Here is a 17626-nt window from a genome sequence, read left to right as displayed (position 1 = left end):
TGCCCCCTAGCCAGCGTGTTTTCACGAGGCTCACACAGTATAGAAACCACTGTTTGTTAGTTAATTTCTATTAAAATAAATCGTTTAATTCTACCAGATCATCGAGTGATAAGTCTTTGTAATCATAATCACTTGGAGTCGCTTCACTATGGCTACGACTCGCACAAAATGCTATCAGTTTTTCCAAGCAATTTTTATAGGTTTCGAGCCAAGATTCCATCGTTTCTCGTTTAAATTGACTACTGTGATATTGCAAGGTAAATTGCAATTGTCCATTTCGCATAGTTCCTAGTAATTCGATATCAAAATCGCTTTTATTTTCAAGGGCTTCTTCATGGCCGTAGGTCGTATCTAACACTACAAACTCTTCTTCGCTTCCATCGTCTTCAATTTTCCCTAAATAGTTAAACGCTATTTGAGGTAAAACGGCCTCTTTAATTTCTTCTGGAGCTGCATCGTCGAGGTACTTCATAATACCAAACCCAATACCGTTGTTAGGCACTTGGTGCAAGTGTTCCTTGACTTCTTTGATGAGCACTGCCAAATCTGCAGAAGCTGTTGGTAAGTATACCGGATATTCACTGGTAAACCATCCTACAGTTCTATTCGTTGACAAGCCAGGATTGATATCTGCACGACCGTGGCTTTCCAGCATTACTGGTGTGTTTTGCAAGCCAAACGATTGGGACGTAGCCCAGCTCAATGCTGCCAATAAAATATCATTAATCCCTGTGTTAAAAGCCTGATGAACCTCAGTTTCTAATACTTTTACCTGGTCGATTCCAATGCTCATACCGAGTTCTTCACGCTCCTTAACACGTGCTTTATACAGTTGATTTTCCGTAGCTGTATAAGCAATTCTCGATACCTTATTTTCAACTCTCTGCATCCAAAAAGCACGTTCGGTTTCAAATTTTTCAGATACCATATACGCTCTTAACTCATCCGACCATTCGAGGAATGAATGTGTTTTTGCGGGTAATTCAATAGGATTTCCTTGATTCAATTGCTCGTACACCGCAGCAAAATCTTCCAATACAATGCGCCATGATACACCGTCTATCACCAAGTGATGAATTGCAATCATCAAGTAATCAGCTGTATCAGTCCTTACTAGAGCGGCCTTTGTCAATGGGCCTTCTTCTAATTGTATGCTCGCCTGTAAGGTAGTCCCAATAGTATTCAAGGCAGTCTCAAACTGCTCTCCAAGTACTTCGTGTACCGTTACTGAAACCGGCATAGCTACATCTAATATCTGCTGTTTTACCACACCGTTGTCCGCTGTAAACACCGAACGCAAAGCGTCGTGCCAACATTGAACTTGATACAGTGCTTCCTTTACCAAATTGAGATCTAAACGCTGCTTTGATCGCAGTACCATAGACTGATTGTAGTGATTTGGATGCGTTTTTTCATAAGTAAAGAACTGTTTTTGAATCGGTGTCAATGAACAGGATCCCGTAATCACTCCTTGATCGGCCATCATTTCTAAAGGCACCACTTTTGTGGCTACTTCCTTGATGGTTGGATACCTCATAATATCCTTTACATCTACTTTTAATGCATTTTTATACAGGAACGACGCGACTTGAATGGCACTGATAGAATCACCTCCGATATGATAAAAATTATCAGTAGTACTCACCTCAGTCAGATTCAGTACTTTTTTCCACGCAGTGACCAAAATAGTTTCTACTGCTCCTTCAGCAACGGCGATGTCTGGGGTCGACACCTCTCTAGACTCCGCAATGGAATCCAGGTATTTTCTGTCTACCTTCCCACTCATTGTCAATGGCAGTTGCGCCAATTCTTGAAAATCTGAAGGAATCATATAGGGTGGTAATTCTTCCGTCAAGATATTCTTAAGCTTTTCTATAGATAGATCATTTTCTTCTTCGAAAACGACAAAAGCATGTAAGTATTTACGATCGTTATGCTCGTGCGATCTGTGAATAACGGTAATTGCTTTGACGCCTTCAACTTGCTCTAATTTCGATTCAATTTCACCGAGTTCTATGCGCTGTCCATTTACTTTAACTTGGTAGTCTTTTCTTCCTCTGAACTCTATCATTCCGTTCGGAAGTACACGTCCTAAGTCCCCAGTTTTGTACAAGCGTTCTGTTCGATCCGTTTTAAACGGGTTGTCAACAAAGGCTTGGGCCGTTTTTTCGGGCTCATTAATATATCCGCGTCCAACCCCAACTCCAGCTACACAAATTTCTCCTACAACGCCTACTGGACACAAGTTCATATAATCGTCAACAATGTAGTTCGCCATGTTATAAATAGGCTTACCAACCGGAATACTCAATGCATTGTCATCGACAGCATTAAACACGTTCCAAGTGGTCCCATCAGAGGCTTCTGCAGGTCCATAATCGTTTATCATGATGGTGTTCGGATATAAATTCAACCAACGCTGAACTGCTTTTGGATTGACCGCCTCTCCACAACAAATCAGGTGCGATATGGTTAAAGGAATTGGGCTTGCTTCCTCTTCAATTAACTCAAGTAACATGCCTAAATACGACGGAACAACCTGAAAAACGCTCACCTTATCGGCTACGAATTTTTGCAACAATTCTGTAGGTGAGTTTACCAAAGCATCTCCGTAAATTGCCGTAGTTCCTCCGGTTATCAAGGCCGTAAAAAATTGCCAAACAGCAATATCAAAACTCAAGGATGCATTTTGAACTAAAACTGAATCTGCATCCATATTCAAGTAATCAACGGTTGCCAGCGCGTGATTCATCATTCCGATGTGCTCATTCATGGCTCCTTTTGGCAATCCGGTAGATCCGGAAGTAAACATGGTTACCGATAAACTATTCGGATTAATTTCTCTATTCAAATTCCCTGCCTGCTGCTGGGTTGCCTCAGAAATCAAATCTTGTATAAACAAGAGTGTACATCGCGAAGCTATGCGTTGTTGTAATTCTACACTTACCAAATCACGATCGACAATTACAGCCTTGAGTTCGGCAATTTCTATCATTGACAATACGCGGTTGGCAGGTACTTTTTTGTCGATAGGAATATAAGCTCCTCCCAATTTCCAAACACCTAACACCATAGCCATAAGCGTATCTGAACGCTCTAACAAAATTCCGACTTGATCATCCTCAACTAATGGTTCTACCATTGCTAAGGCGCGTGCCAATTGATTCGCTTGGGCATTTAATGCCGCGTAACTCGTTTCTTTATCTTCAAAAATCACTGCTGTCTTCTCAGGAGTTTTTTCTGCAAACTCTTCTAAGTAATGATGATACGTACGCTCTAGAGGAAGTGTTTTTTCGGTAGCATTAAAGTCAGCTATCATTGCTTGTTCAGCTGCAGTTGTGATGCCGATTGCAGCAGTTTTTTCATCTGGATTCGCCACGATAGTATGCATCAGCAACTCGAGGTGTTCGAGTAATTGCTGCATTTGTGCCTCTTCGTACACCGAATCATTATAAGTCAACAACAGTTTTAAAGTGTCTTTTTCCTCAGCGAAATCAAAGTCCATATCAAAAGGGCTTCCTTGATTTTCTACTTCTAATTGCGCAATGCGCACATTATCGAATCCATTGATAAGCAATTCATCCTCATCCTCGTCATAACTCTGCAATTGCAACATGATATCGAATATTGGATTCCTACTAATGTCACGTTCGATATCAAGCTCGTTCACGAGCATGTCAAACGGATAATCCTGATGTTCAAAAGCTTCAATAGTATTAGCACTTACTTCTTTTAAAAATGCCTTAAAACTCTTTGTTGGATCCAATTGATTTCTCAAGGCTACCGTACTGATATAATAACCGAGCTGATTTTCTAAATCAGGATGTGTCCTACCCGCCGTTCCGGTTCCGATAATGATATCTGTTTGTCCTGTATACTTGAACAATAATACATTCAGAAAACTCGTCAACACCATGAACAAACTCGTCTCTTCCTGAGCGGCTAAAGCCTTGATTTGGCGCAATAAGCTCGTGTCGAAATATTTGACCATCGCTTTCCCACTAAAATCCTGTACGGCCGGACGCAATTTATAGGTCGGAAAATCCAATACTGGTAGCGGGCTTTGTAATTTCTGATGCCAATATTCCTTGTGCTTATCGTACCCACCTGAGGCTAACTGCTGTACTTGCCAAGCAGCGTAATCCTTGTACTGAATTGCCAAACTCGGTAAATTCAGTTCCTGTTGTTTTGACCTCGCTTGATAGGTTTTTAATATTTCTTTTACAAGAATCGTATTCGACCAGCCATCGCAAATGATATGATGCATGGCGCAGAAGAAAATAAACTCGGTTTCACTCAACTGATAAATTCTCGACTTAAATAAATACGGTGCTGACAAATCAAATGGCGTATTTGCAACCACCTCGAGTTCTTGTAGAATTTCTGCTTCTGTAATTCCCTTTTCCTTACAATCGATCAAATCGACTACCTGATCTACTCTTACCTCTTTGTGAATCACTTGAACAGGCTCTCCTTGACGTTCTGTAAAAGTCGTACGCAATACTTCGTGTCGATTTACGATATGCGTTACTGCCTCACTAAAAGCTTCAACATTGAGTGCTCCCTCAATTTTATAAGTATTGTACGAATTGTAACCAGACACCTCTTCTACAAACCTGTCTAAAATCCACAGTCGCTTTTGGGCATTAGAAACAGGGTAATAAGGGGCTTCTGCCACTTTTGGGATAGCTTCAAAAATAATTTCTTCGGCAGTATCGATTAATGCGGATAAACCGGCAATTGTCGGGTTCGAGAAAATATCACTAATGGCAATGTCGGCCTCCAGCTCTTTTTGTATTTGTGAAACCATACTCACCACTTTCAGCGAGTGTCCACCGAGCTCGAAAAAGTTATCGTGTATACTCAGCTCATCAAGCCCCAACAACTGTATCCATATTTCCTTTATTTTTTGTTGAACAGGTGTGAGCTTTTCAGTAATATCACTCTTTTTCTCTTGAACATCTGCAGGGTCTGGTAAGTCTCTTTTTGCTATTTTACCATTAGGAGTAAGAGGCATTTCGTTTAAAAATACCCAGATTTTAGGTATCATATACTCCGGGATTCTCGCAGCTAGGAAGTTTTCTAAATCTTCCTTAGTTCCCTGTGCATTCAGGACTACATAGCCAACTAAATTCTTTACGCCAGCCCCGTCATCTTTTGCCAGTACACAGGCACTTTTTACTAAAGAAGCCTGTGTTAGGGTATTCTCTATTTCTCCGAGTTCGATGCGATGTCCGCGAATTTTCACTTGGTCATCAGCTCTTCCTACAAACTCCAAAGTTCCATCTGACAACCAACGCCCGAGGTCTCCTGTCTTGTACATCCTTCCTCTTCCTGAAAAGGGATTGGGTCCAAATTTTTCACGTGTTAAGGCATCTAAATTTAAATATCCTCGGCCTACACCGACACCTCCCACACAAATTTCTCCAATCACTCCTACTGGGCACAAGTTTTCTTGTGCATCCACCACGTAGATTTGCATGTTTGCCACAGGTTTCCCAATAGGGACTAAACCATCAGCTGGTCCTGTCCTCATGATATGTAAAGTCACGTCATCGGCTGCTTCTGCCGGACCGTAAGCATTCACTACTGGTATTTCTGGATATACAGAAAACCAGGTGTCTAATATATCTTTTGTCACTGCTTCTCCAGTGACCAAAAAGTACTCTAGTTGATCTAAGCGGTGTTCGGCCGCTGCGGCTAACAAGCTAGCGGTATAAGAAGGTACTAATTGCAGAACAGAAACGCCGTCATGGTGCAACGAGGCTCCAAAAGCATTCACATCCAACAGCTCTTTTTCATCGTAGATCGCCGTTCTACCTCCAGTAAGCAATGCACATAGCAATTGCCATACAGAAATATCAAAAGTAAACGGTGCTGTAAAAGCTATGACGCTGTGCTCGTCTAATTCCAAGGTATCGATCATCACTAATAGGTGATTCACCAATCCCTTTTGTTCTATCAAAGCTCCTTTCGGAGTTCCCGTACTCCCTGAGGTAAAAATAACATAGCCCAAACTGTCAGGATTGCTATCGGTAAGCACAGGCAGTTTACTCGCCGTCTCAATAGCTTCGTGCTTTGCTACGTCAATCACTGTAGCCTGCAACGTGTTTTTGGTAGCCAAAAGTGCTGTAGTTGCAGTATCGGAAAGTACCCATTTCGCTTCGGTATCTGTCAATATATGCTGCATTCTACTTTCGGGAAAGTCAGGCTTCATAGGAACGTAGGCCGCGCCTGCTTTCATAATCCCCACAACGGCGATAAGCAGGTCAAACGTACGTTCAGAACATACGGCCACAATTTCATCTTTCCCCACACCTTTTTGCTTCAGAAAATGAGCTACTTGATTTGAGCGCTCATCCAAATCTTTATAAGTCAAACTCGCTCCTTGGCAAAGTGCTGCAATGCTATACGGGCTTTTTGCAGCTTGTTCCGCAAATAAATCGACAAACGTCTTATCGAGCGGATAGTCAACCTCGGTAGCATTAAAATCGTATATTAATTCGATGCGTTCTTCTGGAGTCAATACCGAGACCCCTGCAATTTTCTGTTGCTGATTCTCGAGCAAGGTGTGCAGAAGAACTTCAAAATGACGCAACATCTTATTTACCGTAGCTTCGGTAAACAAATCTGTACTGTACTCCATATCTAAAAAGATCCCGTTCACCGTTTCCTTGGCGACCAAAATCAGATCAAACTGCGCTGTATCTTCTTCAAATTCGAAGGGTGTCAGCGTCGTGTTTTCCAGTGCTAGTTTTTTGTTTTCTGGGATATTATGTAAGTCAAACATTACTTGGAATACCTGAGTAATACTCAAATCACGAGCATCTCCTACTTTTTCTACCACCTTATCAAAAGGAGCTAGCTGATTCTCATAACTATCCAAGGTAGTTTCCTTAACTGTTTGTAAGAATTCTTTAAAGGTCTGTTCCGTAGCAACCTCACTGCGCAAGGCCAACGTATTTACGAAAAAGCCTATCAGGTGTTCCATTTCTGCCTGTAAACGATTGGCAATCGGCGTTCCTACACAAATATCTCCTTGACCACTGTACTTGTGCAACAATACTTTGAATGCTGCGAGCAGTGTCATAAACAAGGTAGTGCCTTCGGCTTGGCTAAACTCTGTGAGCTTTGCCGACAATTGTTGATCTAATTGATAATGACAATTAGCTCCACGTCTACTTCTCACCGTTGGACGTACAAAATCTGTCGGTAAATTCAACGGTGTTACTCCTTGCAGCTTATTTTCCCAATAGTTCAATTGCTCCGCTAATAACGAACCTGCTAACTCTTGGTGTTGCCAAACGGCATAATCGGCATATTGAATGGGTAATGCTGGTAAATTCAGCTGCTCACCACGAATCAACGTTGCGTAAATTTCTTGGAATTCATCAATAAACACAGGAATTGACCACCCGTCACTAGCTATGTGATGAAATACTAAGGCGATAATCGTTTCACCCTCACTGACAGGGAAAGCACAGGCTCTAAACATATAATCTTTTGCCAGATCAAAAGGTCGGTCCAAAAATGCGTCTATCGCTTCCTTTCGTTTCGACTCAGCGAATTGCTCAGAGAATTCTAATTTCCAATTTTCGGGACTAATACATTTTTGGTACCCCGTTCCTGCTTCCTCGTAAATTACCGTTCGCAACACCTCATGGCGGGCTACTATCTGTTTAAAAGCCTGCTCAGCGATACTTAGATCGAGTGTTCCCGTGATACGTAACCCCCCAGAAATATGATACTCTCTAGTTCCCTGCATTTGGTCTAAAAACCACATTCGTTGTTGACTAAACGACAGTGGAATATGACGCTGAGGATCTCTTTTTACTATAGCTGCGACTCCTGAAAATGCCTTATCCTCATCCAGTGCCTGAGCCAGTGAAGCAATGGTTGGGTTAACAAACAACTCTTTGATAGCAAGTTCTTTCTCCAGTTCTTTTCTAATACGTGAAACGACTCTCGTCGCCAATAAAGAATGACCTCCCAATTCAAAGAAATTGTCGTGGACCCCGATGTTTTCCACTTCCAATAATTCTGACCAAATACTGGCTAATTTTATTTCTAACTCCGTTACTGGTGCTACGAATTCACTTTGAGAAAGTGCTTCCGTTACCGGAGCTGGTAATTTCTTTTTATCTATTTTTCCGTTGACAGACAAAGGCATTGACTCCAAGGTCACCCATATCTTCGGAACCATATATTCTGGTAGTTTTGCAGCCAAAAACTCTTGTAACTCTTCTTTTGATACTGCTTCCGCTAACGTTGTATATCCTATTAAATAACGTGATCCGTGTTGATCTTTAGCTGTGGTAACAGCCCCTTGTTGTACCGCTGGGTGTTTGCCTAGTACATTTTCTATTTCTCCCAATTCAACGCGGTATCCACGAATTTTAACCTGTGAGTCCTTACGACCTACATAACCTACAGAACCATCGGGTAACCACCTGGCCAAATCACCTGACTTGTATAAGCGCTCTCCTTTTCTAAATGGATTGGTCACAAACTTCTCCTCAGTTAAATCGGTTCTGTTTAGGTAACCTTTTGACAATACGAGTCCACCCACACACAATTCTCCAACGACTCCCTTGGGCACCAATTCCATTTCTTCTGATACTATGTATACTTCCGTATTTGGCATCGGTTTCCCAATTGGGATTTCAGGTGCTTCTTCAGGCAGTGCATTCAACCTCTCGAACAACACAAAAACAGTGGTTTCAGTAGGACCGTATATATTATCGAGTTTTGCTTGGAGTTTCGACGCTTTAAACAAGGCCAATGCCTTTTCAGGGAACGTTTCTCCTCCGACTAATAAGTATCGAAGATCTGGTAATTGAATATCATTGGCCACCACGTATTCAATAAATACTGAAAAGTGAGATGGCACCATTAAAAGTTGTGTTACGCGGTGTTTTTGCAAGGCTGAAACAAATTGCCCAACTTCTTTTACCTGCTCATCAGCAATAAGCACACAAGTAGCTCCGCGTTTAATCCAACCAAATATTTCAGGAATTGTCATGTCAAAACCATAATTGGTTTTAAAGGCCATGGCATCTCCCTCAGATAACGGATGAGATAGGTCCATCGACTCTAAGAAACTCCAGAGTGATCCGTAGCGCATCATTGCTCCTTTAGGCTTTCCTGTTGTCCCTGAAGTGTATATTACATAAGCAATATCATCACTGTGTACCTCCATTTCAACCTTTGCCGAAGACTGTTCTTGTATTTCCGCATCAAGCTCGTTGATGACCATACAAGGAACCGTTGAACACGCTTGAAGTTTCGAATGTACTTCCGAATGCGTAACCACCAACTTTGCCGCAACATCGCTGATGATAAACGAAATTCTATCAACTGGATTTGTCGGGTCTATTGGCACATAGGCTGCACCGCTTTTCATGATCCCAAAAATTGCGACCATGGTCATTAGGGATCTCTCCATACAAATAGGCACTAAATCGCCTTTTTGTACGCCGTTTGCTTTTAAATATCTCGCTACTTGATTTGACTTTTGTTCTAAGCTAGCATAAGACATTTTACTCGTACCAAACACCAGTGCGATAGCTTCAGGTGTTTGTTGAGCTCTTTTACTGAGCAGGTCGAATACGGTTTGAGAACCCGGAACCGTAATTCTATCCGTATTAAAATCGAGGACCAATTCTCGCTTTTCATCCTTAGAAAGCATAGCTAAATGTCCGATAGATTCCGCAGGATTTTCAATTACGGATGCTAATAGTCTTCTGTAGTGCTCCGCGAACTGCTCTATGGTCGTTGCATGGAACAAGTTTTTGCGGTACTGAATTTCCAGTACCCATCCTTCCTCAGCATCTTCTTCTATAATTACATGTACATCTGACTGTACATGAGGTTGTTTCGGACGCAGTACTGACATGGTAAAATGCTCGTTAGTACTGTTGGCCAAAACAGGCATATTTTCTACTGAAAACAAGACTTTCAAAAACGGATTTCGATCCGAGTCAGCGACATCTCCCAAGCGTTCAATCACCTGTTCAAAGGGCGCCTCCTGATTTTTGTAGGCCGCCAGTGCTGTTTCTTTGACTTCTTCTAAAAAGGTCTCAAAAGAGAGGTTTCCTGTTAGTTGGTTTCTAATAGCAATAGTATTGACAAAGAAACCAATAAGGTTTTCAAATTCTTGATGTGTTCTTCCTGACATTGGAATCCCCACACAAATATCTTTTTGTGAAGTATAGCGATATAACAATACTTTAAATACCGCTAAGTAACTCATAAAAGGAGTACAACCAAATTCTGTTGATAACAGTGCTATGCTGGTTGTCAAATCACTGGAAAGAGGCATTCTCAATACCGCTCCTTCCGAACTGTACTCTTTAGGTCTTTTTTTATCTGTTGGCAGCAACAAGGGAGTTACTCCCTGCAATTGCTCTTCCCAATAGTTTAACTGATTTGCTAAATACGCTCCATTTAAATGAGCCTTTTGCCAAAGTGCATAATCCGTGTATTGTATAGGAAGGGCCGTTGCTGCGGTTTCTCCTTTGCTCAATGCCTCATACTCTTTTGTCAATTCCTCTACAAATACCGGAATTGACCAACCATCGCAGGCAATATGATGAAAAACCAAAGCCAAGAGGTATTCGTTTTCCTCTAGTTGCTGTATTCCTGCTCTAAACATATAATCTTTAGTCAGGTCAAATGGCCTATCAGCTAAGCTTGCTATGACCGTATCAGCATCTCCCTCGGATGAAAGCGTAGTTAATTCCCAAGCATCTGCTGCAATCACAGATTGGTAACCTACACCGTCCTTGTCTTGCATAACAGTGCGCAAAACTTGATGCTTTTCTACGATGTTCTTGAGAGCTTTTGCAAGCAATTCAGTTTGTACTGCTCCTTTTAACAGCAATCCTCCTGAAATGTGAAACGCTCTTGTTCCTTGTAATTGATCGATGAACCATACTCTTTGCTGACCGAATGACAAGGGTACTTCCGATGTTTTTCCGTGAGCTACAATCGCTTGTCCCGATCCTTCATTTGCATTCATGGCGAGCACACCAGCTAACAACTGAATTGTTGGATTGGTAAACACCGTTCTAATAGATAATTCCGTATTGAATTGCTTCCTCAAAACTCCGACTAATTTGGTAGCTGCCAAAGAATGTCCTCCGAGTTCAAAGAAATTATCGTTCTGTGTAATTCCTTCGACACCCAATACCTCTTCCCAAATACCAATCAAGGCTTGCTCCACAGGAGAAGCTGCCAACTGCTCAGTTACAGACACGGCATACTCTTGTAACGTTTGATACGCTATTGCCTTTGAAGTCGTCAAGGGCAACGCTGCCATCCACTCAAACTGAGTAGGCACCAAATTTTTAGCGATACTTTTTTTCAACCACGCCTTTAAGCCTGCTTTAGAGACACGCTTTTCGGGTTTTACGACTACGAAAGCAGTCAATTGCTGTGAATTGTGATGGAAAAGAACCGCTGCAGACTCGATAAAAGGATGTAAGGTCAAGTACGATTCTGTAATATCTGGTGTAATAACAGCTGTTTCCGTTATAATTTCACGGGTTGAACGATGCAATATTTCCACACCTCCAGAAGCCAAAAACCTCGCCTTATATCCAATAGCTCGGTACGCTGCGGAGTTGGCCTCGTGCAACGGTAAACTCAAGCAACTTGCTCCTATCCATAATTCACCAGGTACTCCAATTGGACTTGGACTTCCCTGCGCGTCTACTATTTTTAATCCTGATTTTCCAAAGGGTTTATTAAATACAACATCGCCAAATACCTCCTCTCTTCTCAACCAATCTGCTTCCATTACTGACAGTCCTGTCGTTTCCAATTGGAACGTACACTTAATACGGCTAACAGTTGAGAATTGGTCAAACAACCAAGTAATATGTGCCTTGTGTAAAGGAGTTGTTGATGAAATTACCAATGAATCTACTTGCAATGCCGTAGCTTTTGCAAATTCTGCGATTTCAGTACTTCCCAACATTGCGGTATGCATCTTTAAGGTAGTCCATGCCGCAGTCGTTACTTCCGCTGTATCCCCAATGCTTATGTTTGCATTCGTTGCCATGGCAGGCAACACAAACTCTAAAATATCATCAAAAGCCTCTTGTTCAAAAATTGCAATGGTATCTCCTTGCTTCCAATCATATGCTTGCACAACATGAGCGATGTGCTCTTCAGCAGTTGCGATATCGACTGAATAAAAAGTATCTCCTTCTTGTAAAGACAACAATACTCCCCCTCGAACATTCGCGTTTCGTTTTACTGCTAGCAAGTCATTTTCAAGCGTATCCTCGGTTTTGTCTGATAACAACAAATACGATTCACAGTATTCCGATAATTTTGCTCCTTCTCCCTGCTCGATAAACTCTCTGCGAGAAAGTACAGAGCCATTCGCAGCAATTACGGCTAAAACATTGGTTAATTGCGTGAGAAAACTCTCGTAGGCAACCACCACTTGCACTCCATTTAGATCCCCCAATTCTCGGCTTCTCTCTTCGATAGATTGCAACAGTGCTGCGTAACTTGTAAATGTGCTTTTATAGTAAATACCGATGGTTTCCGTTTCGAGATTTTTAAGAAATGGAAAGTTGTAGTTGGTTAATTTTTGGTCCATTGCGTTAAATTTGATGCGGCTAAATTTTTAATTAAAAGTTGTTCCAAGCTGATAAAACAGCCGATTTTTGTGGATTTTGTAAGCTTATCTCTTTAACAATTTGAGTGCTATTGGTTACAGCCTCTTCCATGAGATTTTTAAAGTAGGCTGCCCATTCTTCAATAGTTTCTACATCAAACAAATCCGATTGATAATAGAAATCAATTGATAAGGTGTCTTTTATTTCTATGATACTTATACTCAGTTCATACTTCGCAAACGCTATTGGTGGAAAGTAAAACGCTGAGGTTGTTCCTGTAAAGTCCATATTACTCTTAACACTATTCATGTCTACTTCGGTAGTAATTTTTGGAAGTTTTACCTCCGAAGACTCAGAAACAAGAGTTTCAAATGAGCAATTCTGGAAGTTGACGGCTTTGGTTATCAAGTCTTTTAACTCGGCCATCACAGTTCTCAACGAAGCCTCAGTTGTAATTTGTATCCCGATAGGTAGCATTTTCACACACTGTCCCACCAGCTTTTTCTCTCCTTTTGCTAGTTGTCCAGAGGCAGGAATTCCGAGCACAAAAGTTGCTTGCCCCGACAGTTTGTGTAACAGTACGGCATATAGTGAAAAGACTACGTTAAACAATGTAGTACGTTCTGCCTTTGCCAATGCTTGCAACTGCTCAAGCAGCTCTTTTTCTATCGGTAAACTATACTTCCCTCCTTTTAAGGATTTGGAGATGGAAGCTCCTGTCTTCACTGGTAACTGCAGTGCTGAATAGCCTTTTTTCAGCTCTGTTTTCCAGAACTCTAATGCAGCATTATTCGTTGTACTTTCTCGTTGTAACCAACTGTTAAACGATCTTATTTTTGCCGCTGGAAGCCAACCTGGAATCTTTCCGTCAAGCAGAGCGGAATAGGCAGCTGCCAACTCGTTCCAGATAACCTCAATTGAGAATCCGTCTCCAACTAGGTGATGCGTGGTTAACAGGAGGTAATTGCTACCTTCATTTTCTCGCCAAACGCGGAGTCTTATAAAGGGTCCTTTTTCCAAATTAAAGACCGCGCTCCCTTTCTTTCCTAAATGGGTAAACACTGCTTCATCTGAAGTTTGTTCTGTTGTTTTATGGGTATCTTCTACTGTAAACTCAGCATGTACCTCTCCTGCAATATGGTAGCCTGCTTCATCAATTTTTACGGTGCGCAGTGCTTCGTGTCTATTTACTACCCATTGAAAAGCACTTTCCAAGGTTTCTAAAACTAGCGTTCCTTGGAGATGTACTATCTGATTTTCGTTAAATGAGCTCGAAGCTGCATCGCTACTAGCAGAAAGCGCGTAGAGTTGCTGTTGCTCTTCCGTAAATGGGAGTACCGTAGTTTTTGCTGTGAGTTTTTTGTTCGTTAAACTTCCCCAACCTGCGGCTAACAAATCGTCAGTAGCTTTGACAATTCCGTTGTATAACCACATTAGGTCAGCCTCGGTATGTGCGGTTGATAAGAAACAGTTTCGTCCTTCCCAAACATAAATTTTATTCGCTAATAAATGTTGGTAAAACAGCTCCCATCCACTTTTCAGTACAAAGCGGAACAACGATCCAAAACGCACGACTTTAATCGCTGCATTTTTCGTTTCAAAAAAGCGATTCAAGCGATCTACGAACCCTTGAGTTTTCGCATTCAGTTGTTCTTGTAACTGAGGGCCTTCGTTCTTTAAATGCGTCAATATAGCCAGTGATGCGCACATCGTTAAAGGATGCTGATTAAACGTTCCGGCAACGAAAGTGGTTGTTTTTTGCGGATACGATTGATCGCCGAATTCCCAATGGCCTCCGTCAACAGTATCCATAAACTCACTAGTTCCTGCTACCACACCGATAGGCATTCCTCCACCTACAACTTTTCCGTAGGTACACAAATCTGCTTTTACATCGAACCAAGCTTGTGCCCCACCAGGGTGTATTCTGAACCCTGTAATAACCTCATCTAGAATCATTGCTGTTCCTGAGTTTTTAGTCAAACGTCTTACTTCGTGTAAGAACTCGCTTGGTTGTATGTCTGGTCGTCGGCTCTGAACTGGCTCTATGAGCACAGCGGCCAATTCCGTTCCGTGTTTTTCAATAAACTGCAACGCCTCTTTACTTCCGTATTCGAGTACGATGGCATTGCTAATAAAATTATCCGTAATTCCAGGAGCTAAAGGAATCGGATTTTCGGTATCTAGCGGATTGTGCAATGCTAAAATACCGTCAAAAGTTCCGTGATACGACTCTTTGAACAATACGTATTTTGCACGTCCAGTTTTCGCTCTCGCCAATCGAAGTGCTACCATGACGGCTTCAGTTCCTGAGTTGTAAAATGCTGCGCGTTCATTCGCAGTCAGTTCACAAATCAAGGCAGCTACTTTTCCTGCGGTTTCGTTCATCGGTCCAACGGGGTATCCAAAACGCAATTCTTCTGTCAAAGCCTCTTGAATAAAACTCGGATTGTACCCTAGTAGGTTTACTCCAAATCCCATTGTTAAATCGACATATTCGTTGTCGTCCAAGTCTACAATTTTTGCTCCTTGTGCACTCTTGGCAATAATTTGATAGGTAATTTCTTTTGTCTCAGGCTTAAAACCAGCAACATTTCTATTATTTGCAAGTTCTTTCCTATAAGCCTGTGTGCTAGCTTTAGACGTTTTTGTTTGGGTAGCAATCGCAGTTACCAAACTTTTTAAATGCGCCTCTTGTTCAGGAGTCATACTTTTAGAAGACTCCTTTTGTATTTCTTTGAAAGGAACGAAGTAATCTATTTCCTTCAGTTGTTTGTTTACCTGCTTATCAGCAATTGTTGTTTTGGTTACGGATACTTTTGCTCGTCCGTGTTCTACAGTAAATTTGGTTAATTTATCTAGGTTGTTTACTACCTCGTAAAACATTCCCATTTCCAATTTTACACCGTATTGCTTTTGTATGGTTTGAATGAATTGTAAAATGACGATCGAGTCAATTCCTAAATCGAAGAAATCTTCTTCCGCCATTGCAGCATCAAATACAATCCCAGTATCCACCTCTATCATTTTCCCCAATTGGGCAAACACCTGGTCATAAGTCAATTCCTTTGCTACTTCCTCAATTTCTTCCTTTGGCTCATTTGCGATTACATCAGTAGTCACCGTGCTAAACACCGGCCAACAGGTAGTTTTTTTAAGGGGATATTTCGGTAAATCCACCGCTTCAAATACCTGATCCTTGTAATGGTCATTCCAAGAAATTACCGTTCCTTTTCTAAACTCTTCGGCCAATTCACCCAAAGAGCACGTTGTTGCTTCTCCTTGAAGTTTAAAACTATAACTCGCCTTTTGTATTCCTTCCGAAGCTTTTAAGGCAGCTACCAGCTCCTCCGTAGTTGCTACAACTGCTGCAAAGCGCCAAGCATACATTCCTCGCTTCGTATTCGATGCATAACAATACGCAGACAAATTCAAACTATCATCAGTGGTTAACTGCTCTATACTTGCAGCCATTAACGCGCGTAAAGCCTCTTCACTGTGGGCACTCAAAGTAAAAACAGCCTCCGTTGTACCTTGTTTTTCGGTCACTTCGGGACTTGAATATTCTTCTAAAATAACATGCGCATTGGTTCCGCTTATACCAAAAGAACTCACTCCACATCGTCTAGGGTGGGTCGTTTTATTCCATGCTAGTTTTTCTGTATTCACAAAAAATGGCGACTTTTCAAAGTCGATGCTTTCATTAGCCTCCTCATGGTGCAAACTCCCAGGTATTTCTTTGTATTGTAGGGCCAATACACATTTAATAAATCCTGCCACTCCTGCTGCTTCAAACAGATGACCTATATTACTTTTCACTGCACCGAGGGCAATTGACTTTTGCGTATACGTTTCACCTATTGCTTCACAAAGCGCTTGAAATTCGATAGGATCACCTAGGGCGGTTCCGGTTCCATGGGTTTCAACAAACCCTAAACTATTCAAGGCTACCCCCGCTCTTTGTGCTGCCTCTTTAATTACGGCTGTCTGCGCTTTCGGGTTGGGTGCTACCACTCCAGAAGAGGTCCCGTCTTGGTTTACTGCCGAGCCTTTTACAACCGCATAAATTCGATCGTTATCGGCAATGGCTCGGTCCAATTTCTTCAATACAACGGCCGCTACACCTTCTCCAATTCCTGCCCCATCAGAATCTTTTGCAAAGGGCTTGGTTTTTCCAGTTGGCGACTCAAATCCTACTTTGTATTTCTCTAATTCTGGTGAAATATACACTTTAGCTCCCCCTGCTATAGCTACTTCACAATCACCGTTAAACAGGGCATTTGCCGCCTGATGTATGGCTACCAATGACGAAGAACAAGCGGTATCTAAAGTAATGGCAGGTCCTTTTAAATCCATAAAATAAGACACTCTACTCGAAGCTATCGAACTGGTATTTCCCATTAATGACGCTGGGTTAATTGAACTGTCCGATTTTTCAACTATGTTTAAATATTGTGAATAGGCCAAATCACCTGAAGCTCCAAAAAACACCCCTACCTTGTCGTTATCCGGATGCAGACATCCAGCGTCTTCAAGAGCCCTCCACGAAGTTTGTAAATACAAACGTTGCAACGGGTTCATAGTCGTTGCTATCGACTTTGAAAACTTAAAAAACTCATGGTCAAAATGGTCAATACGCTCTAAAAAAGCGCCTTCACCAAAATCCTTATCAGAAGGACGAATACCGGCATTCTTATAAAATGGCGCCAGTTGTTCCTTACGACTTTCGGGAAACGCTGCTATCAAATCTTCTCCGTTTTTTAACAGTTCCCAATAGCCTTCCAACGTATCGGTTTTAGGAAGGTCTACCGCCATTCCAACAACGGCAATATCACCAGTATTTTTAACTGACTGTAAAGCATTTAACTCCGACTTATATTTTTCAATTTTGAACAAGGCTTTCTTCAACGGGCTTAAATTATTAAACCGTTCTTCAGGTGAATTCATCATGTCAATAGGTATTTTAAATGGTTAGTTATGGAAAAACCGACCTA

At 41.7% G+C, this 17626-nt stretch carries 2 protein-coding genes; both read right to left on the bottom strand.

The genetic code is table 11. From position 1 onward, the window contains the following. Positions 1-70: 70 nt before the first annotated feature. The gene (locus tag ACKTS5_RS02305) at positions 71-12613 is read right to left on the bottom strand and encodes an amino acid adenylation domain-containing protein (protein ID WP_408042217.1); all 12543 of its coding nucleotides are present in this window, start codon (positions 12611-12613) and stop codon (positions 71-73) included. A gap of 31 nt (positions 12614-12644) precedes the next feature. Beyond that, on the bottom strand, positions 12645-17582 hold the full coding sequence (locus tag ACKTS5_RS02300) for an aminotransferase class III-fold pyridoxal phosphate-dependent enzyme (protein WP_408042216.1): 4938 nt from the start codon (positions 17580-17582) through the stop codon (positions 12645-12647). Positions 17583-17626: the final 44 nt, after the last annotated feature.

Origin of the sequence: Tenacibaculum litopenaei (genome assembly GCF_964514025.1) — a bacterium.
Lineage (GTDB): Bacteria > Bacteroidota > Bacteroidia > Flavobacteriales > Flavobacteriaceae > Polaribacter > Polaribacter litopenaei.
This window is presented reverse-complemented; position numbering and strand designations above follow the sequence as displayed.